A 21,122-nucleotide genomic window follows, 5' to 3' on the forward strand; every position below is an offset into this window, starting at 1 on the left:
CTACCCGCGGCCACACTTGGGCGTCAAACCCGGCCTCAGGCCAGATCCGACCGCGCTTGGATCTTCGCGGGGTTCGTACTCTAGCAGCCTTTCGACTGCCTCCCAAACCGGCTCTCACCGCCTGGGTCCTGCTCGGTCAAACCCTGGGACCGGCCTACTTCGCGCTGAGCCTCAAGCTCTGCACCGTGGTGTCCGTTCCTCCCTCTCGGGCTGACATCGAGAACAGTAGAGGACGTTGTGCCAAAGATCCAAATCGGCGCATTCATGCAGGTCAGGGGCCTGCACGAAACGACGATGCCCCGCCCCGACCGGCGACGAGCCGGCGGGACGGGGCCTTCATCCACGAAAGGTGTGGTCAGAGAGGAACGACGTTGACGAGCTTGGGGGCGCGGACGATGACGGTGCGCACTCCCCCGCCGGTCGCCTCGAGCACCTTGGGCAGGGCCAGCGCCTTCTCGCGCAGCTCGTCCTCGGTGATGTCGGAGGCCACCTCGATCCGGTCGCGCACCTTGCCCTTGATCTGGATGACACACGTCACCGAGTCGTCGACCAGCAGCGCCGGGTCCGCCACCGGAAAGTCCTCGTGGGTGAGCGACTCGGTGTGCCCCAGCCGCGACCACAGCTCCTCGGCGATGTGCGGCGCCAGCGGCGCGACCATGAGGACGAGCTGCTCGGCCGCGGCGCGTGGCACCGCAGGGAGCTTGGTCAGCGCGTTGTTGAGCTCGATGAGCCGCGCGATGGCCGTGTTGAACCCCAGCTCGTCGTAGTCCCGACGCACCGCGTCGATCGTGCGGTGGAGCACCCGGGACGTCGCGTCGTCGAGCGGTTCGTCGACCGCCCGCACCTCCCCGGTCTCCTCGTCGACGACGTTGCGCCACAGCCGCTGCAGGAAACGCTGGGACCCCACGATGGCGCGGGTGTCCCAGGGCTTGCTCTGGTCGAGCGGGCCCATGCCCATCTCGTAGAGCCGGAGCGTGTCGGCGCCGTACGCGGCATACATCTCGTCCGGGGAGACCATGTTCTTGAGCGACTTGCCGATCTTGCCGAACTCACGGGTCACCGTGTGGCCCTGCCAGGTGAAGCCCACCTCGCCGGACTCGCCGACGACCTCCTCCACTTCGCTCGCCTCGACCGGCTGTCCGCGGTCGTCCCGGTAGGCCGGCGCCTGGATGTAGCCCTGCGAGAAGTAGGTCCGGAACGGCTCCTCGCTCGAGACGTGGCCAAGGTCGAAGAGCACCTTGTGCCAAAAGCGCGCGTAGAGCAGGTGCAGGACCGCGTGCTCGACCCCACCGATGTAGAGGTCGACGCCCCCGGGGTCGGTCGCACCGGCCGGAGCGCCGGCGACCGGCGTCTCGCGGGGGCCGATCCAGTACTCCTCGGTGGCCGCCGACACGAGCTCGTCGCGGTTCTCGGGGTCGAGGTAGCGCAGGTAGTACCAGCAGGACCCGGCCCAGTTGGGCATCGTGTTGGTCTCGCGGCGGTAGGGCTGCACCCCGCGGCCGTCACCCAGGTCGAGCTCGACCTCCACCCACTCGCGGACGCGACCCAGCGGCGGCTCGGGCTCGCTCGCCGCGTCGTCGGGGTCGAACGTGCGCGGGCTGTAGTCGGGCACCTCGGGCAGCTCGACCGGCAGCATCGACTCGGGCACCGCGTGGGCGACACCGTCCGTGTCGAAGACGATCGGGAACGGCTCGCCCCAGTAGCGCTGGCGGCTGAACAGCCAGTCCCGCAGCTTGTAGCTCACCGTCGCCTCGCCGTGGCCGTGCTCGACCAGCCAGTCGATCATCGCCGACTTGGCCTCGGCGACCGGCTTGCCGTTGAGGTCGATCGAGTCGTTGGCGGAGTTGATCGCCGGGCCCTCGCCGGTGAACGCCTCGTCCTCGGGGTGGCCCTCGGTCGGCTGGACGGTGCGCACCCGGGGCAGGTCGAAGTTGGCGGCGAAGTGCCAGTCGCGCTCGTCCTGGCCCGGCACGGCCATGATCGCGCCGGTGCCGTAGCCCATGAGGACGTAGTCGGCGATGAAGACGGGCACCTCCGTGCCCGTGGCGGGGTTCACGGCATACGCGCCGGTGAAGACGCCGGTCTTGTCCTTGCCCTCGATCTGCCGCTCGACGTCGCTCTTGCGCGAGGCGGCACGCCGGTATGCCGTCACCGCGGCTTCCGGAGTCACCTCCCCACCGGTCCAGGCCGGGTTCGTGCCCTCGGGCCACTCCCCCGTCGGGACGAGCGAGTCGACGAGCGGGTGCTCGGGCGCGAGCACCATGAAGGTCGCACCGAAGAGCGTGTCGGGGCGCGTCGTGAAGACCTCGATCGGCTCGGACCCCTCGGGCTGGCCGACCACTGGGAAGGCGACGCGGGCACCGTGGCTGCGACCGATCCAGTTGCGCTGCATGGCCTTGACCTTGTCGGGCCACTGAACGCGGTCGAGGTCGTCGGCGAGACGGTCGGAGTAGTCAGTGATCCGCATCATCCACTGGCGCAGGTTGCGCTTGAAGACAGGGAAGTTGCCACGCTCGGAGCGGCCCTCGTTGGTGACCTCCTCGTTCGCCACGACGGAACCGAGGCCGGGGGCCCAGTTGACCGGCGCCTCGGAGGCGTAGGCGAGGCGGTGGCTGTCCACGATGTCGGCCTGCTCGACCGGGCTCAGGTCGTCCCACCCGCGGCCGTCGTCGGCGGGCAGCGGACGTGTGCCGGAGGCGTACTCCTCGACGAGCTCACTGACAGGACGGGCGCGTCCCAGACCGCCGTCGGGGCGCACGGCCTCCCGGTCGTACCAGCTGTCGAAGATCTTGGTGAAGATCCACTGCGTCCAGCGGTAGTAGTCGGGGTCCATCGTGCGGATCGCACGCCGGTTGTCCAGGCCCAGGCCGAGGCGGCGCAGCTGCCGGGCCATGATGACGATGTTGGCCTCGGTCGTGACGCGGGGGTGCTGACCGGTCTGGACGGCATACTGCTCCGCCGGCAGGCCGAAGGCGTCGTAGCCGAGGCAGTGCAGGACGTTCTTGCCCAGCATCCGGTGGTAGCGCGAGAAGACGTCGGTGGCGATGTAGCCGAGCGGGTGGCCGACGTGCAGGCCTGCCCCGCTGGGGTACGGGAACATGTCGAGCACGAGCATGTGCCCGCCGGAGTACGAGGCGACCTTGTCGGGGTCGGCGAAGGGTCCGGAGGGGTTGGGCGCCTCGAAGGTGCCGTCTGCCTCCCAACGGTCCTGCCAGGCCAGCTCGATCTGGTCGGCCAGCTCGGCCGTGTAGCGGTGCGCCGTCTCGCTCATCTCATCCTTGCCTCATCGAAGTCCACACAGGTCGGGCTGCCCACGAAAAAACCCCTCGCGCAGGAGGGGTTGGCCGCGGTGACGTCCGGGTCGGAGCGTCAGCGCGGCTCGGGAAGGAGCTGCGTCCCGGCCATGCGTGCAGGGTATCGCAGCGCCGGTGCTCGTCGACGGGTCGTTCAGTGGTGGTACTCGTGCACCACGGCGTGGCCCCTGCCGCGGCTGATGAGCCACCGGTTGACCGGGACCGTCACGACGAACGCCACAGCGAGCGCGAACGCCAGCGAGCCCCAGAAGAGCCACGACGCGAGGCCCGCCTCCATCGCGCCCGGCACGACGAGCACGATGGCGTTGTCGATGACCTCCATCACCGTGATCGACACCGTGTCGGCCGCGAAGGCGACGCCCAGCGCGGTGGCGAACGGCACCCCCGCCCGCAGGACCGGTGTGATCGTCAGGGCGTAGCCGAAGACGAACGCGAGGACGACAGCCAGGACGATCGTCGCGAGGTTGGACAGGCCCAACGCCGTGCCGACCGCCAGCCCGAGGACCTCACCGATGGCGCAGCCGGTGAGGCAGTGGAGCGTGGCGCTGACGGCCTGCGACCAGCTGCCGGTCGCTGCGCCCGGGTGCGCGTGGCCGTGGGGGTGTGGGGTCGAGTTCGTCATGACCCTCCCAACTATACCCCCAAGGGGTATGTTCCCGCTCGGGCGTGGCGCCCACTACCCTCGGGTCATGTCGAGCCCGCACGACGCCGGTCGCGAATCCGGTCGCGACGCCGGTCGCGGCTCCGGCAGGGTCGTCGGCTTCCGGTTGTGGCCACCGGTGGCCGTCGGCGTCCCACTGCTCGCCGGGCTCGCGCTGACGGGCTGGGCCGGAGACCCGTTCTCGCTCGGCGCCTGGCGCGTGCCAGTGGGCTGGGTCCTCGTCACGGCGTTCGTGGCGTGGAACGGGTGGGCACTCCTGCTCTTCGCGCGGCACGGGACGGGCCTGCTCCCCAGGCAGGAGACCTCGAGGATCCTGCAGAGCGGACCCTTCGCCGTGTCGCGCAACCCCCTCTACGTCGGACTGGTGGCGTTGCACCTCGGCGTGGCGCTGCTCGTCCCGTCGACGTGGAGCCTGCTGCTCCTCCCCGCATCGGCCGCCCTCCTGCACTGGGGGGCGATCGTCCCGGAGGAGCGGTTCCTCACGCGCGAGTTCGGCGAGGACTACCTGGCGTATGCCGCCCGCGTGCGCCGTTGGCTCTGACGAGGCTCAGAGGCGGTCGCGCAGCCAGGCGAAGTCGGCCCTGTGCTCGTCGGCGCCACCGGGGGTCTCGCACACGACCGGCGCATCCGCCGCACGGACGACGCCGGCGAGGAGGTCGGCGTCGATCTCGCCCGCGCCGAAGTTGGCGTGTCGGTCGGCGCCGGAGTCGAAGGCGTCGCGGCTGTCGTTGCAGTGGACGAGGTCGATCCGGCCGGTGATGGCAAGGACGTCGTCGACGACCGTGTCGAGCTTGTTGCCGCCCGCGTGGGCGTGGCAGGTGTCGAGGCAGAAGCCGACCCGGTCGGCCTGCGAGGCGGACCCGATGGCATCCCAGACCTTGGCGATGCGGTCGAGGTAGCGGGCCATGGCGTTGTCGCCGCCGGCGGTGTTCTCGAGGAGGAGCGGGAGCGTGAGGTCGGTGGCCTCGACGGCCTTGCGCCAGTTGTCGAACCCGACCTCGGGATCGTCGCCCTTGCCCACGTGTCCACCGTGGACGATGAGGCCCTTGGCCCCGATCGAGGCGGCGGCGTCGACGTGCTGCTGGAGCAGCTTGCGCGACGGGATGCGGATGCGGTTGTTGGTCGTCGCGACGTTGATGACGTAGGGGGCGTGGACGTAGAGGTCCACCCCGGCGGCCTCGGCGTCGGCACGCAGACCGTCGGCTCCACCGGCATACCGGATCTCGGGACCCTTGTAGCCCTGCGGGTCGCCGAGGAAGAACTGGACCAGCGTCGTCCCGCGGGCCGCGGCCTCGGCGAGGGGGTCGGTCTGGTCGACGTGGGCTCCGATGGTCAGCGACATGCCGTCCAGTCTAGGAAGCATCGCCGTCAGCGTGGGAGAGCACCGGCGGGCGCACCGTCGCGGGCGCGAACTCGAGGGTGCCGTCGTCGACCCGGCCGGCCGACATGAGCCGGCGGTCGGCGAAGTAGTTCTGGCGCACCCTCCACGGGGTGGCGACACCCTGTTTGGGGAGGAGGTGGCGGGCCCGCTCGACGTAGCCCGACGACAGCTCGAAGGGTGGCGCGCCCTCCTCGAGCCCGGGGTCGGCACGCGGTGTGGCCGTCACCGTGCCGGTGTCGTCCAGGTGGCGGAGCACGGCGCAGACGAAGCGCGAGGTGAGGTCCGCGCGCAGGGTCCACGAGTTGTTGGTGTAGCCCAGGCACACGGCGAGGTTGGGCACGCCGTCGAGCATTGCGCCCTTGTAGAGGAAGCGTTCGCTCGGCACGACGGCGGCACCGTCGACCGCCAACCGGATGCCACCGGCGACCTCGACCCGCAGGCCCGTCGCCGTGACGACCGCGTCGGCGCCGAGCTCGTCACCACCGGTCAGGGTGATACCGGTGCGGGTGAACCGGTCGATGGTGTCGGTGACGATCGAGGCGGCACCCGAGCGCAGCGCCGCGAAGAAGTCGCCGTCGGGAGCGACGCAGAGGCGCTGGTCCCACGGCTCGTACGCCGGCGTGAAGTGCTCACGCACCATGTCCGCGCCGACGAGGCGCGCGTTGAGCCGGGCCAACCCTCCTCGAACGACACGAGGGAACCGCTGGGAGAGCTCGTAGAGGCCGACGTTCTGGACGACGTTCTTGGCCCGGATGGTCCGCATGGCCGCTCTGTCCGGCAGCACCCGCCGCAGCCCGTCGCCGATCCTGTCCCGGGCCGACAGTGGCAGCACGTAGGTCGGGCTGCGCTGGAGCATCGTCACGTGCTCGGCGCCCCGCTCCGCGAGCGCCGGGACGAGCGTGACCGCGGTCGCACCCGACCCGATGACGACGATCCGCTTGCCCTGGGGGTCGAACGCCTCGGGCCAGAACTGTGGGTGGATGATCGGCCCGTCGAAGTCGGCCCGTCCGGGGAAGTCGACGACGTGACCGGTGTCGTAGGAGAAGTAGCCCGTGCAGAGGTGGAGGAACGCCGCCGTGTGTTCGACCGCGCCGTCGACGGTGTCGCACCGCACCGTCCACCGCGCGGTGGCCGACGACCACGTGGCGGAGACGACCCGCTGCCCGAGGTGGATGCGGTCCTCGACGCCGAGCTCGCGAGCCGTGGCGCGGATGTAGTCACGGATGGTGTCCCCCGAGGCCAGGACGTCACGACCCGTCCACGGACGGAACGGGTAGGCGAACGTCGAGACGTCGGAGTCGGACCGGATGCCGGGGTAGCGGAAGAGGTCCCAGGTGCCTCCGGTCGCCTCGCGAGCCTCGAGGACCGCGAACGACCGGTTCGGGGTGAGCTCGGCCAGGCGGCACGCGGCCCCCACCCCGGAGAGCCCGGCACCGACGACGAGGACGTCGACGTCGAGGCTGTGCATGGTCCTCCTCCCGGCTCGGTTCGGTGGTCAGCCCACATGCAACCACGCGGGCTCCCTGACCCGTCACCGAGGCGGTGGCCCCGCACGCCAGCACCGCACCGACCCGCACCCCGGACGCCTGTGAGCCGCCCTCATCCGTGCGTGCGAGCATGAGGCCCCCTTCTCCGACCTCTGGGACCCCTGCGTGCTCGCCTTCCTGCTCATCGCCCTGACCGTCGTCGGGCTGCTCACCTTCTGGCTGCACCGGCGCCTCGTCGTCGCGCCGGGCTGGCAGACGCGGTGGAGGTATGCCGTGACGCTCCTCCTCGTCGCCCTCACGGCTCTCGCCGTGGTCACCGCCGCGGGTGGACTGCGATGGGGCACCGCCGACGACACGCGCCCGGTGGCGGCGGTGGCGCTGTCGTGGCTCGTCGTCGCCCTGTACCTCTCCCTCGCGCTCGCCGCGACGCAGCTCGGTGCGCTGGCGCTCTGGCTCGTCACCGCCCGCGAGCGGCGAGCTCCGGTGCTGCGCCGGTTCAACCGGGTGACGGCTCCAGTGGCCGCGGTCGCGGCACTGGGGGCAACGGCATACGGGGCGGTCGAGGCGAGCGACCCCACCGTGACGCGGACGACGTACTCGTCAGCGCAGCTCCCGCAGGCCTTCGACAGGACGACGGTCGCACTCGTGACCGACCTGCACGCCGGCGTCGTCCACGGCTCCGACTTCGCGCGCACGGTCGTCGACCGCGTCAACGCCGCGAAGCCCGACCTCGTCGTGCTCTCCGGCGACGTCGTCGACGCACCGTTCGAGCGGCACCGCGCCGAGATCGCCCCGCTGGCCGACCTCGAGGCGCCGCTCGGCGTCTTCGCGGTGACCGGAAACCACGAGATGTACACCGGGTCGACGGCGCAGTGGGTGGCCGAGTGGAAGCGCCTCGGGATCACCGTCCTGTCCAACTCCTCCGAGGTCCTCACCAGGGGCGCGGAGACGATCCGGGTCGCCGGCGTGCACGACCGCGAGGGAACCGGCGAGTTCGCCCCCGACCCCAACCGGGCACTCGGCGGCACCACCGACGCGTTCACCCTGTATGTCGCCCACCAGCCGGTCATGGCCGAGGTGTCGAGCGACCGCGGGGTCGACCTGCAGCTGTCCGGTCACACGCACGGTGGACAGGTCTGGCCGTTCAACCTGCTCGTGCCGCTCCAGCAGCCCATGGTGGAGGGGTTCGCCGTCGTCGACGGCGTCCCGGTCATCACGAGCCGGGGAGCGGGGACGTGGGGGCCGCCCGTGCGCATCGCAGCCGCACCCGAGATCCCGATCGTCACGCTGAGGAGAGGCTGACATGACCGACCCCACGGCCCTCGGTGGGCCGCTCTACCGCTCCGTCGTCCGGCCGAGCACGCCGCTCGTCGTCGTCGGCGCGGTCGTCGCAGCGGTCGGCGTGCTCGTGGGGCTGCTCGTGGCGGCGATGGGCGGCTGGTCCGTCGCGCTCGGTGGAGTCGCCCTCGTGGCGCTCGTCGGGCTGGGGTGGCTCATCGCCCGTGGCCCGGTGACCGTGACCGTGACGCGCGAGGAGGTGCGCGTGGGCTACCCGTTGGCCTCGCGCACGATCCGGATCGGCGATGTCACCGACGTCGGCGCGGGTGACCACGTGGGCGGTGTCGGCTACGGCTGGGGCCTGCGCTGGGAGGGCCGCGGCAAGTGGGCCTACCGCGTCGGCGGGCCCATGGCCACGCTCGTCCACCGCGGCGGGCGCCTCGGGCTGTCGGTCGCCGACCCGCACGAGTTCGTCGAGGCGGTCGTCGACGCGCGCCAGGACATCGCGTGAGCGCGGTCGTGGTCGGGGACGACGGGCTGCCGCGTCCGGCCTGGGCATCGGTCGACCCGATGCTCCGCGACTACTACGACACCGAGTGGGGCATGCCGGTGACCGACGAGCGGGGGGTGTTCGAGCGCCTGTCGCTCGAGGCCTTCCAGTCGGGGCTGTCGTGGGCGACGATCCTGCGCAAGCGTCCCGCGTTCCGCGCGGCGTTCGCGGGATTCTCGCCGGAGGCCGTCGCCGAGTTCGGTGACGCGGACGTCGAACGCCTCATGGCCGACGCCGGGATCGTCCGCAACCGCGCCAAGGTGCTCGCGACGATCCAGAACGCCCGTGCCACGCTGGAGCTGCGCGAGGACCCGGAGGGCGACCTCTCGGCATACGTGTGGTCGTTCCGGCCCGCACAGACCCCGAGGCCGCGCACCCACGCCGACGTGCCCACGACGTCCGCCGAGTCGCTCGCACTGTCCAAGGGCCTCAAGCGCAAGGGCTTCACCTTCGTGGGTCCGACGACGATGTTCGCGCTCATGGAGGCCATCGGCATCGTCGACACCCACCTGCTCGACTCGCACCGTCGCGGCACCTCCGGAATCTGGCCCGGCTGAGTACTGCGCGTGGCAGGCTCCGAGGAGTGAGCGACGACCCGCACGCCGACTTCGCCCGTGAGAACTTCACCCGGCAGGGCAGGACGCACGAGATCCTCCGCTCCGGCAGCGGGCCCGCCGTCATCGTCATCGCCGAGATCCCCGGCGTGACGCCCGAGGTGCTGCGGTTCGCTCGGCGGGTGCGCGACCTCGGTCTCACGGTCGTCCTGCCCGTCCTCTTCGGCCGGGTGGGTGCCGAGCGCACGGTCCCGGGCCGGCTGGCGTCGACGCTCAGGATGGTCCGGCTCGGCGCCGAGATCTGTGTCAGCCGCGAGTTCACGCTCCTCGCGACCGGGCGGACGTCGGCGGTGGTGCCATGGCTGCGCGACCTCGCCGCCGCCGAGCACCAGCGGTGCGGCGGCCCCGGGGTCGGCGCCGTCGGCATGTGCATCACCGGCGGGTTCGCCCTGGCCATGGCGACCGATGAGCGCGTGCTCGCCCCGGTCCTCGCCCAGCCGGCGCTCCCGCTCGGCCTCACGCCATGGCACAAGCGGTCGATCGACACGTCGCCCGAGGAGCTGGACGTCGTCGCCGCACGGTGCGCCGCCGGTCTCAGGGTGCTCGGCCTGCGCTTCGAGGGCGACCGGCTCTCACCGCCCGAGCGCTTCGCCTTCCTCGAGCGCGTCCTCGGGTTAGGCTTCGTCGCCGTGGAGCTCCCGGACGCCTCGGCCAACCCCGCGGGCGTCGGCCCGCCCCACTCGACCCTCACCGAGCACCTCGTCGACGAGCCGGGCGAACGCACCCACGACGCCCTCGAGCAGGTGCTCGAGCTCTTCAGGACTCGGCTTCTGTCCGGGAGTTGACGGCGCGCTCAGCCCTTGCTCGGGAAGCGGACGTCGCGCATCGGGATCCCGAAGAGCCGACGCGAGACCTCGAGCTGGATCCCGAGCCAGGCCACGCCACCCACGACGCCACCGAGCGCCGGCACCCATCCCGCACTCGAGACGAGGGCGCCGACGAGCGCACCGAGCGCGCCCGCGACGAGCGCGTTGACGACGAGGACGAAGAACGTCGTGGAGCCCACGATGTGCACGAGCAGCGGGCGGCGGCTGCCGAGCGTGTAGGTCGCCATGAGCCCGGCCTGATCGTCGCGGGTCGAGGCGGTGAGGTAGGGCTCGATCTCCGGCGCCAGCTCGACGTAGGCGGCTCGCAGCCGGTTCATGCCCCGGACGAGCTGGGCGTCCTCCTGGCTGGCCAGACCGACGCGCAACGCCGTGAGCGAGCCCAGGACGAGCGACGCCGCCGCGAAGCCGACGGCGAGCGGCAGGAGCGACCTGTCGAAGCCGCCACCCTGCGCGAACAGGGCGAGGACGACGAGCAGCGCCGACACCACCGTGAGCAGGATCGAGATCCGGCTCATGATCTCGCTCCACGTCATCGAGCGGGTGCCGAGCAGGCTCCAGTGCTCGGTGGCGAGCATCGTCGCCAGCTCCGGCCGGGGCCGCACCGCCTCGCTCGCCCCGGCATCGCTCGACACCTCGTCACCCGGCACCTCGTCGTCGGTGGCCATGACCTCGAGTGTCCTCCCGAACGGGGCGCCGGACACCGGGAACGGCGAAGGGCCGGACACCCTGTGTCCGGCCCTTCGTTCGGTGGAGCATAGGAGATTCGAACTCCTGACCTCTTCCATGCCATGGAAGCGCGCTACCAACTGCGCCAATGCCCCGAGTTGCCCCGGTGGGACGCCCCCTTGCGGGGACTGCGGAAGTCTAAACCGGTCGCCGCCGTGCCACCAAATCGGGGTCAGGCAGGCCCGTCGCCACGGGCTGCAGCCGTTGTCGCGGACTGGTTCCACGTCTGGATCCGCCACCCGGCGCGACCCTCGACGAGCTCGGCCCAGTGGCAGTTGCCGAGGCCGCCCAGCGCCAGCCACGACGTGCGCTGGTCGATGCCGACGAGGTCGGCGGCGAGGGCCCGTCCGGCCACTCCGTGGGTCGCGATGACCGCGCACGCGCCCGGCGCGAGCTCCTCGAGCAGCGCCTCGACGCCGGCGCGGCAGCGCTCGGCCACGTCGGCCACCGACTCCCCCGTGCCGCCGCGGCGGAAGTCGTCGCCGCGCAGCATCCGGTCCATGTCCTCGGGATAGCCCGCGCGCACCTCGTCGCCGGTGAGCCCCTGCCATGCACCCGCGTGGATCTCGCGGAAGCGCTCGTCGGTCGAGAAGGGTATGCCGTCGACGCGCGCCACGGTCTCCCCCGTCACCGTCGCTCGGGACAGGTCCGACGCGACGACGCGCACGGGCGCGAAGGCGGCGACCGCCCTGGCCGCGGCCTCGGCCTGCCTGACCCCGCGCTCGGACAGCGGCGAGTCGAGCTGCCCCTGCCACACGCCCGCGGCGTTGTGGGTCGTCTCGCCGTGGCGCAGGACGATGAGGCGCCGGGGCGCGTCGCCGCGCATCACGCGTTCGTTGGGACCGGGGGTCACCGGCCGCCCTGCTCGGTGCCGACGGCCCCGAGGTCGACCTCGGGGCAGTCCTTCCAGAGGCGCTCGAGCTCGTAGAACTCTCGCTCCTCGTCGTGCTGGACGTGGACGACGATGTCGCCGAAGTCGATGAGGACCCAGCGACCGTCGCGCTGGCCCTCGCGGCGGACCGGCTTGGAACCGAGCGCGCGCAGCGAGTCCTCGACCTCGTCGACGATGGCGCCGACCTGCCGCTCCGTCTCGGCCGAGGCGATGACGAAGACGTCGGTGATCGCGAGCTGCTCGCTCACGTCGATGCCGACGATGGTGGTGGCGAGCTTGTCGGCGGCCGCGTGGGCGGCGGCGCGAGCGAGCTCGAGGGAACGGTCAGTGGCTGGCACGGGACTCCTCGTCCGCTGGGGAAGGTGAGCCGGACGCGGAGCCCGGCCCACCGGCATACAGGTGGTGTTTGTTGATGTACTGGACGACGCCGTCCGGCACGAGGTACCAGACCGGCTCGCCGTCGGAGACGCGGTCGCGGCAGTCGGTCGAGCTGATCGCCATGGCCGGGACCTCCTGGAGGGTGACGCGGTCCTCGGGCAGGCCCGACTCCGACAGCTCGTAGCCGGGACGCGTGACGCCGATGAAGTGGGCGAGCTCCCAGAGCTCGTCGACGTCCTTCCACGACAGGATCTGGGCGAGCGCGTCGGCACCGGTGATGAAGAAGAGCTCGTCGTCGGGGTGCTGCGCGCGCAGGTCGCGCAGGGTGTCGATCGTGTAGGTCGGGCCCTCACGGTCGACGTCGACGCGGCTCACGAGGAAGTGGGGGTTCGACGCCGTCGCGACGACCGTCATGAGGTAGCGGTGCTCGGCCTCGCTGACGACCTTGTCGGCCTTCTGCCAGGGCTCGCCCGTCGGCACGAAGATGACCTCGTCGAGGTCGAAGAGCGACTGGACCTCCGAGGCAGCGACGAGGTGGCCGTGGTGGATTGGATCGAAGGTCCCACCCATCACGCCCAGGCGACGTCGCCCAGTGCTCAGTGGTGACCCTGGTCGTGCATCGTGCCGCCGTGCGCGTGCGCGAGCTCGGTCGAGTGGTGGTCGTTGTGCTCGGTGGGCGGCGTGTGCTTCTGGGCCGTGCCGCGGAAGGACCACGTCACGAGGAGCAGCAGGGCGAAGATCACGAGGGCAGTGACACCGAAGGCCCAAGGCGGACCCGGGAGCTCGTGGTGGGCGGCTTCCTCGGCGAGGACACGGGCGGCATGCGACGTCATGACGTGAAGCCTACCGCCACGGTTGTCCACCGACGCCGTCCACAGGCCTGTGCATGGGAGCGTGACTCGCGACCGGAATCTGTGGACGACACGCGCGGGACCACCCGTTCACCGAGAAGGGGCGCGGATCGTCTTGCGCCGCAACCGCATTGGGCGCTAGACAGGTCCACACGAACAACTGCTCGGGTCCCACGACCAGGGCGGAAGTCGGGTCGAAGGAGAACGGCTGTGCCACCGAACCCGGACCACGGGGCGGATGGGGGATCACTCCCCCAGTCGCGAGCGACATCGCGGGGCACACCGCGGCCGACGGCCAGAGTCGAAGTTCGCCCCGGTCCAGCCGGGACGACGCCACTGTCGCGTGGCCCCCTCGGCGGGTTCCCTCCCGCCGGGAACGACCGGCTCAACTGACGGGCTAGCCCCACGCTGAAGGCCCCCGACCTCATACGTCGGGGGCCTTCGGTGGTGTCCGGACCTCGTGGCCGCGCGCGCCGCCTACGCTGATCCCCATGCCCACGCACTCCCCCTCCATCACCCTGAGCATCGTCATCCCGATGTTCAACGAGGAGGCCGTCCTCCCGCTGCTCGTGGACCGGCTGCGCCCGCTCGCGGACGGGCTCGGCACGGCATACGAGGTCGTGGCCGTCGACGACGGCAGCACCGACGCGACGCCCGTCGTCCTCGAGCGGCTGCGCCGCGAGTGGCCGCAGGTACGGATCGTGCGGCTGCGGGCCAACGCGGGCCACCAGGCGGCGATCTCGGCGGGGCTGCACCGCGCCCGGGGCGACTACGTCGTCACGCTCGACGCCGACCTCCAGGACCCGCCGGAGGTCATCGCCGAGATGCTGCGGATCGCCCGCGAGGACCACGTGGACGTCGTCTACGGCGTCCGCGAGGACCGCTCCACCGACACGGCGTTCAAGCGCCTGAGCGCCCGCCTGTTCTACCGGACCATCCGCCGGCTCGGGGCCATCGACGCCCCCGTCGACGCCGGCGACTACCGCCTCATGTCGCGCGCCACCGTCGACGCCGTCAACTCGCTGCCGGAGCACAACCGGGTGCTGCGGTTCGTCGTCCCCGGCCTCGGCTTCCCGTCGGCCTCCGTGGGCTACACCCGAGAGGTGCGCGCCGCGGGCACGTCCAAGTACCCCCTCGCGAAGATGATCCGGCTCTCGCTCGACTCGGTGACGGGCTTCTCGCACGCGCCGCTGCGGTTCGCGACGTGGCTGGGGCTGCTCGGCGGTCTCGCCGCGCTCGGCGTCCTCGTGTATGCCGTCATCGCCCGCCTCATCGGGCACGCCCTGCCCGGTTGGACCTCGACCGTCGTCATCGTCTCCGCCGTCGGGGCGGTGCAGCTGCTCGCGCTCGGCATCCTCGGCGAGTACGTCGGCCGCATGTACGCCGTGATGCAGGCCCGCCCGACCTACTTCGTCGCCCACGACTCCCTGGAGTCGCAGGACTCGCGCCGGTGAGCCGGCGGGTGCTGCTCGGGGTGCTGGGGCTGCTCGTCGGCGCGCTCCTCGGGTTCGGCGCCTGGCTCCTCCTCGAGCGCGGCGACGACGCCGCGTCGTCCCAGGTCTCGGCGGCGACGTCCGGCGGCGCCCTGACCTTCACCCTGCCGCAGGGGTGGCGCACCCTCGAGTGCGAGGCCGACGAGGGCGACTGCGTCCGCGTCACGAGTCCCGGCATGGTCGCCGAGCACGCGGCGACGGTGTCGTTCCTGCCGCCGAACCCGATCGAGGGCACCCCGGTCGACCTGCTCGCCGACCCGGACGTCACCGTCCCCGGCGCCGTACGGGTCACCGTGGACGGGCTGCCCGCGTCGCGGATCGACCCCACGGCCGACGGGCAGGACGCGACACTCGTGGCCGGCCGGGCCCGGGTCGAGGCGGGTCACCTGTTCATGGTCGCCTGTCCCGTCGGCGGTGACGCCGAGCGGTCACGCACCCTGTGCGACCAGATCGTGCGCACGCTCAAGGTCACCCGCTAGGCACGAGCCCGTTCGTCAGCGGACCTGGCCGTCACCCTCGACGATCCACTTCGTCGTCGTCAGCTCCGGCAGCGCCATGGGGCCTCGGGCGTGGAGCTTCTGCGTGGAGATGCCGATCTCGGCGCCGAACCCGAACTCGCCGCCGTCGGTGAACCGCGTCGAGGCGTTGACCATGACCGCGGCCGCGTCGACCTCGGTCGTGAAGCGCCGTGCCGCCGCCCGGTCCTCGGTGACGATGGCCTCGGTGTGCCCGCTCGTGTGCCGACGGATGTGCGTGAGCGCGGCGTCGAGGTCGGGGACGACGGCGACCGCCATCTCGAGCGCGAGGTACTCGGTGTCCCAGTCCTCGTCCGTCGCCGCGACATGGGGTATGCCGGCCGCCTCGGCCGCGCTGCCGGCCGCCGGGTCGGTGTGGAGCGTGACGCCGGCCCCGGAGAGCTCGGCGAGGACCTTGGGCAGGAACTCATCGGCGAGCGATGCGTGGACGAGGAGGTTCTCGGCGGCGTTGCACACGCTCGGACGGTGGGTCTTGGCGTTGACCGCGATCGCGAGCGCCTTGTCGAGGTCGGCGGCCGCGTCGACGTAGACGTGGCAGTTGCCCACCCCGGTCTCGATGACCGGCACGGTCGACTCGGTGACGACGGTCTGGATGAGCCCGGCTCCCCCGCGCGGGATGATGAGGTCGACCTGGCCGCGAGCGGTGAGCAGCGCGCGCACGGCGTCGCGGCCACCCTCGAGCAGACCGATCGCGTCGACGGGCAGGCCCTGCGCCTCGAGGGCGTCCCGCATCACCGACACGAGTGCCCGGTTGGTCGACTGCGCCGCCGAGCCGCCACGCAGGATGACCGCGTTGCCGGACTTCAGGCCCAGCCCGGCGGCGTCGACCGTGACGTTGGGACGGGCCTCGTAGATCATGCCGACGACCCCCATCGGCACCCGCACCTGACGGATCTGGAGCCCGTTGGCGAGCGTCGAGCCACGCACCACCTCACCGACGGGATCGGGAAGGGCGGCGATGTCGCGCAGCGCGGTCGCGACCGCAGCGACCCGCTCCGGGGTGAGGGTCAGCCGGTCGACGAGGCCCTCGGCCATGCCACCGGCGCGCCCACGCTCGACGTCCTCGGCGTTGGCGGCGACGACGTCGGCACTCGCCGCGTCGAGGGCGTCGGCCATCGCCCGCAGCGCGTCGTCCTTGTCGGCCCGACTGAGCAGCACGAGCCGGCGCGAGGCCCCGCGCGCCCGGGCCGCGAGGTCGGCGACGCGCTCGATGTCGGCCGGGTCGAGAGCAGTCACGGGGGCGGGAGACATGGCAACCAGCGTAGGTCGACGGAGGCGGACGGCATACGGGCATCTCAGGGACCACCGCGGGAGTGGGAGGATGGCCGGCGTGACGACGATCCTCTCCATCCAGTCCTCGGTCGCCTACGGCCACGTCGGCAACAGCGCCGCCGTCTTCCCGCTGCAGCGCCTCGGCGTCGAGGTCTGGCCGGTCAACACGGTGCACTTCAGCAACCACACCGGCTACGGCGCGTGGCGCGGGCCGCTGCTGCCCGCCGACGACGTGCGGGAGGTCATCACCGGTATCGAGGAGCGCGAGGCCATGCCCGCGATCGACGCCGTGCTCTCGGGATACCAGGGTGGCGAGGAGATCGGCGACGTCATCCTCGACGCGGTGGCGCGGGTCAAGACGGCGAACCCCGACGCGATCTATGCGTGCGACCCGGTCATGGGCAACGCGAAGTCGGGATGCTTCGTCCACCCGGCGATCCCCGTGCTCCTGCGTGAGCGGGTCGTGCCGCAGGCCGACCTCATCACGCCCAACCAGTTCGAGCTGGGCTTCCTCACCGAGACCGAGCCCGAGAGCCTCGAGGACACCCTCGCCTCGGTCGAGCGCGCCCGCGACATGGGTCCGTCGACGGTGCTCGTCACCTCGGTGCTGCAGCCGGACCGGCCCGAGGGCACGATCGAGATGCTCGCCGTCGACGGCGACTCGGCCTGGATCGTCCAGACGCCCCAGCTGCCGATGAAGGCCAACGGCTCGGGCGACGTCACCGCCGCACTCTTCACGGCGCACCTGCTCGACACCGGTGACGCCGGGGTGGCGCTCGGGCGGACGGTGTCGAGCGTGTTCGACCTGCTCCAGCGGACCCTCGACTCCGGTGCCCGTGAGCTCCAGCTCGTCCAGTCGCAGCAGGAGATCGCCGAGCCGCGGATGCAGTTCGAGGTCCAGCAGCTCCGCTGACGCGCTGGCGACGCCCGCGGCTCCCGCGGCTCCCGCGGCTCCCGCGGCTCGGCGAGATCGCGTGGGCCCCCTGTGCCTCGTGGACCGCATGGCAGGATCTTGATGAAGGTCGGCTTCCTGCCGCCTGTCCGGGTGCGGAGCGTGCGTCCTAGGCTCCCGGCCATGGACTCGACCCAGGCCCGGCTCACCCTCGGTGCCGTCGCCGTCACCCTCGTGCTCTGGGCCTCGGCCTTCGTCGCGATCCGCCACCTCGGGGACAGCGTCTCCCCCGGTGCGCTGTCGCTCGGACGGCTCCTCGTCGCCGCGGCCGTGCTCGGGCTCATGGTGCTGCGTCGTCCTCGGCGCTGGCCCGCGCGGCGCGATCTGCCCCTGCTCGTCGCGTGCGGGGTCCTCTGGTTCGGCGTCTACAACGTCGCGCTCAACGCCTCCGAGCAGCGGATCGACGCCGGGACCGCGGCCATGCTCGTCCAGATCGGGCCGATCATCGTCGCGCTCCTGGCCGCCGTCTTCCTCGGCGAGCCGCTCACGCGATGGCTCGTCATCGGTGCGGCCATCGGCTTCTCCGGCGTCGCGGTCATCGGGCTCGGCGGCTCGGGCGGGGGCGCGGTGGACGTCGGCGGGGTCGCGCTGGCGGCTCTGGCCGCGGTCACCTACGGCGCGGGGATCATCACCCAGAAGCCGCTCCTGTCGCGCCTGCCCGCCCTCGAGGTCACCTTCCTCGCGTGCCTCATCGGCGCGGTCGTCTGCCTTCCGTGGGCCGGTGACCTCGCGAGCACCGCTCGCACCGCGACGCCGGGGACCCTCGCACTCATCGCCTACCTGGGCATCTTCCCCACCGCCATCGCCTTCTCGACGTGGGGCTGGGCCCTGGCCCGGCACGACGCCGGCCGCCTGGCGCTCACGACGTTCCTCGTGCCCGTCATCGCCACCGTCCTCGGCTGGGCCTTCCTCGGGGAGCTCCCGGCGAGTACGGCCTGGCTCGGTGGAGTGCTGTGCGTCCTTGGCGTCCTGCTCACCCGGCGGCGCGGGTCGGACCGTCGGTCGCGACGCGAGACCGCAGCGGAGCAGGTGCCGGCCTGACGTCGGGCCTCAGGTCTCAGTCAGAGAAGGACGAGGTCGTCGCGGTGGATGACCTCACGTTCGTAGGCCGCACCGAGGTCGCGCGCCAGGTCGTGCGTCGTGCGCCCGAGCATGGGCGGGAGCTCGCCCGAGCTGTAGTTGACGAGGCCGCGCGCCACGGGCCGGCCGTCCGGGGCGCAGACGTCGACGGGGTCACCACCGACGAACGTGCCGCGCACCTCGACGATCCCCGCCGGCAGCAGCGAGGTGCGGCGCTTGGTGAGCGCGGTGACCGCGCCCTCGTCGACGATGAGCCGGCCACGGGGCGTCGTGGCGTGCGCGATCCACAGCTGCCTCGACGCGCGCGAGCGGGCCTGCGGCGCGAAGACCGTGCCGACGTCCTCGCCTCCCAGCGCCCGCCCGGCGTCCGCGAGCCGCGACAGGACGGTCGGTATGCCGGCCGCCCCCGCGATGCCGGCCGACTCCACCTTGGTGGACATGCCGCCGCTGCCGACCGACGAGCCAGTGCCACCGATCTCGACGCCGTCGAGGTCCTCGGGCCGCAGGACGGCTGAGATCCGGGTCGAACCGGCGCGGGACGGTGGCCCGTCGTAGAGCGCGTCGACGTCGGTGAGGAGCACGAGGGCGTCGGCCCCGACGAGGTGGGAGACGAGTGCCGCGAGCCGGTCGTTGTCACCGAAGCGGATCTCGTGGGTGGCGACTGTGTCGTTCTCGTTGACGACCGGGACGATCCCGAGGTCGAGCAGCCGGGTCAGGGTGCGTCGTGCGTTGGTGTAGTGCGTGCGCCGGGTGACGTCGTCGGCCGTGAGGAGCACCTGGCCGACGGTGAGGTGGTGGCGGGCGAACGCGCGGGCATAGGCGGCGACGAGCGCGCCCTGACCGACCGACGCCGCGGCCTGCTGGGTCGCGAGGTCACGTGGCCGGGTGCCGAGACCCAGCGGGCCGAGACCGGCGGCGATCGCACCGGACGAGACGAGGACGACCTCTCCCCCACGCGCCCGCACCGCGGCGAGGTGGTCGACGAGCGCCACAAGCCGTGACTCGTCGATGGCGCCCCCACCGGGACCGGTGAGCGAGGACGAGCCGACCTTGACCACGACCCGGCGGGCGTCGCCGATCGCGGCGCGCAGGACCGCCTCAGTGCCCACCGACTCGCCTCACTCGTCGTCGTCGTCGAGGACCGTGGACCAGTGGCCGGCCTTGCGCTCGGCCGCCAGCTGCTCGCGAGCAGCCGTCTGCGCGTCCTTGCGGCCGTGGAACTCCTCGCGCTTCTGGCTGCGCGTCTTGCGGTCGGACTCCTCGAGGCGGAGGTCCGTGCCACGGGGACCCGTGAGGAGCTCGGCACCGGCAGCCATCGTGGGCTCCCAGTCGAAGATCACGGCGTTCTCCTCGGGGCCGATGACGACCGTCGAGCCGGCGACCGCACCGGCCTTGAAGAGCTGCTCCTCGACACCGAGCCGGTTGAGGCGGTCGGCGAGGTAGCCGACGGCCTCGTCGTTGGAGAAGTCGGTCTGACGGATCCATCGGGTGGGCCGGTCGCCGAGGACGCGGAAGATCTCGCCGTCGGAGGTGTTCTCGCGGCGCACGGTGAACCCGGCGTCGTCGACGGCCTTGGGCCGGACGATGGCGCGGGGACGCTCGACGGTCTGGGCCTCGAGCTCGGCGCGGGCCTCGGCGACGTGCCTGGCCAGCGAGAAGGTCAGCTCCTTGAGACCGATGTGGGCGACCGCGCTGACGATGTGGACCTCGAGCCCGCGCTCCTCGAGATCGGGCTTGACCATCTCGGCGAGGTCGCGGGCGTCGGGCACGTCGGCCTTGTTGAGCACGACGATGCGGGTGCGCTCGGAGAGCGGACGACCACCGAGGCTGTTGTCGGGCACGTAGGCCGCGAGCTCGGCCTCGATGACGTCGAGGTCGGTCATCGGGTCGCGGCCCGGCTCGAGCGTCGCGCAGTCGACGACGTGCACGAGCACCGAGCAGCGCTCGACGTGGCGCAGGAACTCGAGGCCGAGGCCCTTGCCCTCGCTCGCACCGGGGATGAGGCCGGGGACGTCGGCGATGGTGTAGCGCTCGCTACCGGCGGTGACGACGCCGAGGTTGGGCACGAGGGTCGTGAACGGGTAGTCCGCGATCTTGGGCTTGGCCGCGCTGAGGACGGAGACGAGCGAGGACTTGCCCGCGCTCGGGAAGCCGATGAGGGCGACGTCGGCGAGCGACTTGAGCTCGAGCACGATGTCGAGGGCGTCGCCGGGTTCGCCGAGGAGGGCGAACCCGGGAGCCTTGCGCCGGGCCGAGGCGAGTGCCTTGTTGCCCAGGCCACCGCGACCGCCCTGTGCGACGACGAAGGTCGCGTCGTGGCCCACGAGGTCGGCGAGGATGTCGCCGGCGGCGTTCTTGACGACCGTCCCCTCGGGCACGGGCAGGACGAGGTCGGCGCCGTCCCCACCGTTGCGTTCGTCGCCGGCGCCGGGCTTGCCGTTGGTGGCCCGGCGGTGCGGGGTGTGGTGGTAGTCAAGCAGGGTGGTCGACTGCGGGTCGACCGCGAGGACGACGCTGCCGCCCTTGCCGCCGTTGCCGCCGTCGGGACCACCGAGAGGCTTGAACTTCTCGCGCTTGACCGAGGCCACGCCGTGCCCACCGTCACCGGCCGCGACGTGCAGGACGACGCGGTCCACGAAGTTGACGGCCATAGGGTGTTGCCTGCTTCCGGGAGGGTGGAACGGGGTGTGGTCAGTCTACGGGGGGCCGCTCAGGCTGCTGCGTCCGCAGGATTGGTCGAGAACCCGACCACCGTTGCGGACGCAACGCACCGGCATACGGCAGCGTCCGCAGGATTGGTCGAGAACCCGACCACCGTTGCGGACGCTCG

21 protein-coding genes and 1 tRNA gene are annotated in these 21,122 nt (G+C 71.9%); 9 read left to right on the top strand and 13 right to left on the bottom strand.

Annotated elements, in window-relative coordinates; translation table 11 throughout:
- Positions 1–355: 355 nt before the first annotated feature.
- Positions 356–3,271 carry a leucine--tRNA ligase gene (leuS, locus tag ACSQ11_RS16535; RefSeq protein ID WP_436007529.1) on the bottom strand — a complete coding sequence of 972 codons (2,916 nt, stop codon included), beginning with the start codon at positions 3,269–3,271 and terminating at the stop codon, positions 356–358.
- Between the two features lie 176 nt (positions 3,272–3,447).
- Positions 3,448–3,936: a DUF4396 domain-containing protein gene (locus tag ACSQ11_RS16540; RefSeq protein WP_436007531.1), complete on the bottom strand. Its 489-nt coding sequence runs from the start codon at positions 3,934–3,936 to the stop codon at positions 3,448–3,450.
- Between the two features lie 67 nt (positions 3,937–4,003).
- Between ACSQ11_RS16540 and ACSQ11_RS16545 the strand changes: the two genes are divergently transcribed.
- A complete protein-coding gene (locus ACSQ11_RS16545) occupies positions 4,004–4,516 on the top strand; it encodes a methyltransferase family protein (protein WP_436007533.1) in 513 nt (170 codons plus the stop codon).
- A 6-nt stretch (positions 4,517–4,522) separates the two neighbouring features.
- Here the strand turns inward: ACSQ11_RS16545 and ACSQ11_RS16550 are convergent, their stop codons facing one another.
- The gene (locus ACSQ11_RS16550; protein WP_436007535.1) at positions 4,523–5,317 is read right to left on the bottom strand and encodes a deoxyribonuclease IV; all 795 of its coding nucleotides are present in this window, start codon (positions 5,315–5,317) and stop codon (positions 4,523–4,525) included.
- 10 nt (positions 5,318–5,327) lie between these two features.
- The gene (locus ACSQ11_RS16555) at positions 5,328–6,824 is read right to left on the bottom strand and encodes a flavin-containing monooxygenase (RefSeq protein WP_436007537.1); all 1,497 of its coding nucleotides are present in this window, start codon (positions 6,822–6,824) and stop codon (positions 5,328–5,330) included.
- 184 nt (positions 6,825–7,008) lie between these two features.
- Between ACSQ11_RS16555 and ACSQ11_RS16560 the strand changes: the two genes are divergently transcribed.
- Genes ACSQ11_RS16560 through ACSQ11_RS16575 form a run of 4 tightly spaced genes read left to right on the top strand, consistent with a single transcriptional unit; the run spans position 7,009 to position 10,070 of the window.
- A complete protein-coding gene (locus ACSQ11_RS16560; protein WP_436007539.1) occupies positions 7,009–8,145 on the top strand; it encodes a metallophosphoesterase in 1,137 nt (378 codons plus the stop codon).
- Position 8,146: 1 nt separating this feature from the next.
- Positions 8,147–8,632: a hypothetical protein gene (locus tag ACSQ11_RS16565; RefSeq protein WP_436007541.1), complete on the top strand. Its 486-nt coding sequence runs from the start codon at positions 8,147–8,149 to the stop codon at positions 8,630–8,632.
- Positions 8,629–9,228: a DNA-3-methyladenine glycosylase I gene (locus ACSQ11_RS16570; protein ID WP_436007543.1), complete on the top strand. Its 600-nt coding sequence runs from the start codon at positions 8,629–8,631 to the stop codon at positions 9,226–9,228. The genes ACSQ11_RS16565 and ACSQ11_RS16570 overlap by 4 nt, the downstream gene beginning before the upstream one ends.
- A 26-nt stretch (positions 9,229–9,254) precedes the next feature.
- The gene (locus ACSQ11_RS16575; RefSeq protein WP_436007545.1) at positions 9,255–10,070 is read left to right on the top strand and encodes a dienelactone hydrolase family protein; all 816 of its coding nucleotides are present in this window, start codon (positions 9,255–9,257) and stop codon (positions 10,068–10,070) included.
- Between the two features lie 8 nt (positions 10,071–10,078).
- On the opposite strand, the gene ACSQ11_RS16580 is transcribed toward ACSQ11_RS16575, so the two are convergent.
- The 6 genes from ACSQ11_RS16580 to ACSQ11_RS16605 form a co-directional block, all read right to left on the bottom strand.
- Positions 10,079–10,777 (bottom strand): hypothetical protein, encoded by a 699-nt coding sequence (locus ACSQ11_RS16580; RefSeq protein WP_436007547.1) that lies wholly within the window; start codon positions 10,775–10,777, stop codon positions 10,079–10,081.
- An 83-nt stretch (positions 10,778–10,860) separates the two neighbouring features.
- Positions 10,861–10,933 (bottom strand) — tRNA-Ala (locus ACSQ11_RS16585).
- A 77-nt stretch (positions 10,934–11,010) separates the two neighbouring features.
- The gene (locus ACSQ11_RS16590) at positions 11,011–11,691 is read right to left on the bottom strand and encodes a histidine phosphatase family protein (protein WP_436007549.1); all 681 of its coding nucleotides are present in this window, start codon (positions 11,689–11,691) and stop codon (positions 11,011–11,013) included.
- Positions 11,688–12,068 carry a ribosome silencing factor gene (gene rsfS, locus ACSQ11_RS16595; protein ID WP_436007551.1) on the bottom strand — a complete coding sequence of 127 codons (381 nt, stop codon included), beginning with the start codon at positions 12,066–12,068 and terminating at the stop codon, positions 11,688–11,690. The genes ACSQ11_RS16590 and rsfS overlap by 4 nt, the downstream gene beginning before the upstream one ends.
- Positions 12,055–12,708 (bottom strand): nicotinate-nucleotide adenylyltransferase, encoded by a 654-nt coding sequence (nadD, locus tag ACSQ11_RS16600; protein WP_436007988.1) that lies wholly within the window; start codon positions 12,706–12,708, stop codon positions 12,055–12,057. The genes rsfS and nadD overlap by 14 nt, the downstream gene beginning before the upstream one ends.
- Positions 12,705–12,941 (bottom strand): hypothetical protein, encoded by a 237-nt coding sequence (locus ACSQ11_RS16605; RefSeq protein ID WP_436007553.1) that lies wholly within the window; start codon positions 12,939–12,941, stop codon positions 12,705–12,707. Before ACSQ11_RS16605 ends, nadD begins: the two co-directional genes overlap by 4 nt.
- Positions 12,942–13,450: 509 nt before the next feature.
- On the opposite strand from ACSQ11_RS16605, the gene ACSQ11_RS16610 reads away from it, so the two are divergent.
- Complete coding sequence (locus ACSQ11_RS16610; RefSeq protein WP_436007555.1) at positions 13,451–14,413, top strand: glycosyltransferase family 2 protein; 963 nt, start codon at positions 13,451–13,453, stop codon at positions 14,411–14,413.
- Complete coding sequence (locus ACSQ11_RS16615; RefSeq protein WP_436007557.1) at positions 14,410–14,931, top strand: hypothetical protein; 522 nt, start codon at positions 14,410–14,412, stop codon at positions 14,929–14,931. The genes ACSQ11_RS16610 and ACSQ11_RS16615 overlap by 4 nt, the downstream gene beginning before the upstream one ends.
- Positions 14,932–14,946: 15 nt before the next feature.
- Here the strand turns inward: ACSQ11_RS16615 and ACSQ11_RS16620 are convergent, their stop codons facing one another.
- Positions 14,947–16,239: a glutamate-5-semialdehyde dehydrogenase gene (locus ACSQ11_RS16620; protein WP_436007559.1), complete on the bottom strand. Its 1,293-nt coding sequence runs from the start codon at positions 16,237–16,239 to the stop codon at positions 14,947–14,949.
- 70 nt (positions 16,240–16,309) lie between these two features.
- Between ACSQ11_RS16620 and pdxY the strand changes: the two genes are divergently transcribed.
- Both pdxY and ACSQ11_RS16630 read left to right on the top strand, forming a co-directional pair.
- Positions 16,310–17,173, top strand: a complete 864-nt coding sequence (pdxY, locus tag ACSQ11_RS16625; RefSeq protein WP_436007561.1) for a pyridoxal kinase PdxY — start codon at positions 16,310–16,312, stop codon at positions 17,171–17,173.
- Positions 17,174–17,335: 162 nt separating this feature from the next.
- Complete coding sequence (locus tag ACSQ11_RS16630; RefSeq protein WP_436007563.1) at positions 17,336–18,253, top strand: DMT family transporter; 918 nt, start codon at positions 17,336–17,338, stop codon at positions 18,251–18,253.
- Between the two features lie 20 nt (positions 18,254–18,273).
- Here the strand turns inward: ACSQ11_RS16630 and proB are convergent, their stop codons facing one another.
- Entirely contained in the window at positions 18,274–19,401 is a 1,128-nt protein-coding gene (gene proB / locus ACSQ11_RS16635) for a glutamate 5-kinase (RefSeq protein ID WP_436007565.1), read from the bottom strand.
- A gap of 9 nt (positions 19,402–19,410) precedes the next feature.
- Positions 19,411–20,943, bottom strand: coding sequence for a GTPase ObgE (obgE, locus tag ACSQ11_RS16640; RefSeq protein ID WP_436007567.1), 1,533 nt, complete (start codon positions 20,941–20,943; stop codon positions 19,411–19,413).
- Positions 20,944–21,122: the final 179 nt, after the last annotated feature.

Origin of the sequence: Knoellia sp. LjRoot47, assembly GCF_964253435.1 — a bacterium.
Classification (GTDB): domain Bacteria; phylum Actinomycetota; class Actinomycetes; order Actinomycetales; family Dermatophilaceae; genus Knoellia.

Coding starts and splice junctions, on each gene's coding strand:
- leuS (WP_436007529.1), bottom strand. CDS start 3,271: ATGAGCGAGACGGCGCACCGCTACACGGCCGAGCTGGCCGACCAGATC.
- ACSQ11_RS16540 (WP_436007531.1), bottom strand. CDS start 3,936: ATGACGAACTCGACCCCACACCCCCACGGCCACGCGCACCCGGGCGCA.
- ACSQ11_RS16545 (WP_436007533.1), top strand. CDS start 4,004: ATGTCGAGCCCGCACGACGCCGGTCGCGAATCCGGTCGCGACGCCGGT.
- ACSQ11_RS16550 (WP_436007535.1), bottom strand. CDS start 5,317: ATGTCGCTGACCATCGGAGCCCACGTCGACCAGACCGACCCCCTCGCC.
- ACSQ11_RS16555 (WP_436007537.1), bottom strand. CDS start 6,824: ATGCACAGCCTCGACGTCGACGTCCTCGTCGTCGGTGCCGGGCTCTCC.
- ACSQ11_RS16565 (WP_436007541.1), top strand. CDS start 8,147: ATGACCGACCCCACGGCCCTCGGTGGGCCGCTCTACCGCTCCGTCGTC.
- ACSQ11_RS16580 (WP_436007547.1), bottom strand. CDS start 10,777: ATGGCCACCGACGACGAGGTGCCGGGTGACGAGGTGTCGAGCGATGCC.
- ACSQ11_RS16605 (WP_436007553.1), bottom strand. CDS start 12,941: ATGACGTCGCATGCCGCCCGTGTCCTCGCCGAGGAAGCCGCCCACCAC.
- ACSQ11_RS16610 (WP_436007555.1), top strand. CDS start 13,451: ATGCCCACGCACTCCCCCTCCATCACCCTGAGCATCGTCATCCCGATG.
- ACSQ11_RS16620 (WP_436007559.1), bottom strand. CDS start 16,239: ATGTCTCCCGCCCCCGTGACTGCTCTCGACCCGGCCGACATCGAGCGC.
- pdxY (WP_436007561.1), top strand. CDS start 16,310: ATGGCCGGCGTGACGACGATCCTCTCCATCCAGTCCTCGGTCGCCTAC.
- ACSQ11_RS16630 (WP_436007563.1), top strand. CDS start 17,336: ATGGACTCGACCCAGGCCCGGCTCACCCTCGGTGCCGTCGCCGTCACC.
- obgE (WP_436007567.1), bottom strand. CDS start 20,943: ATGGCCGTCAACTTCGTGGACCGCGTCGTCCTGCACGTCGCGGCCGGT.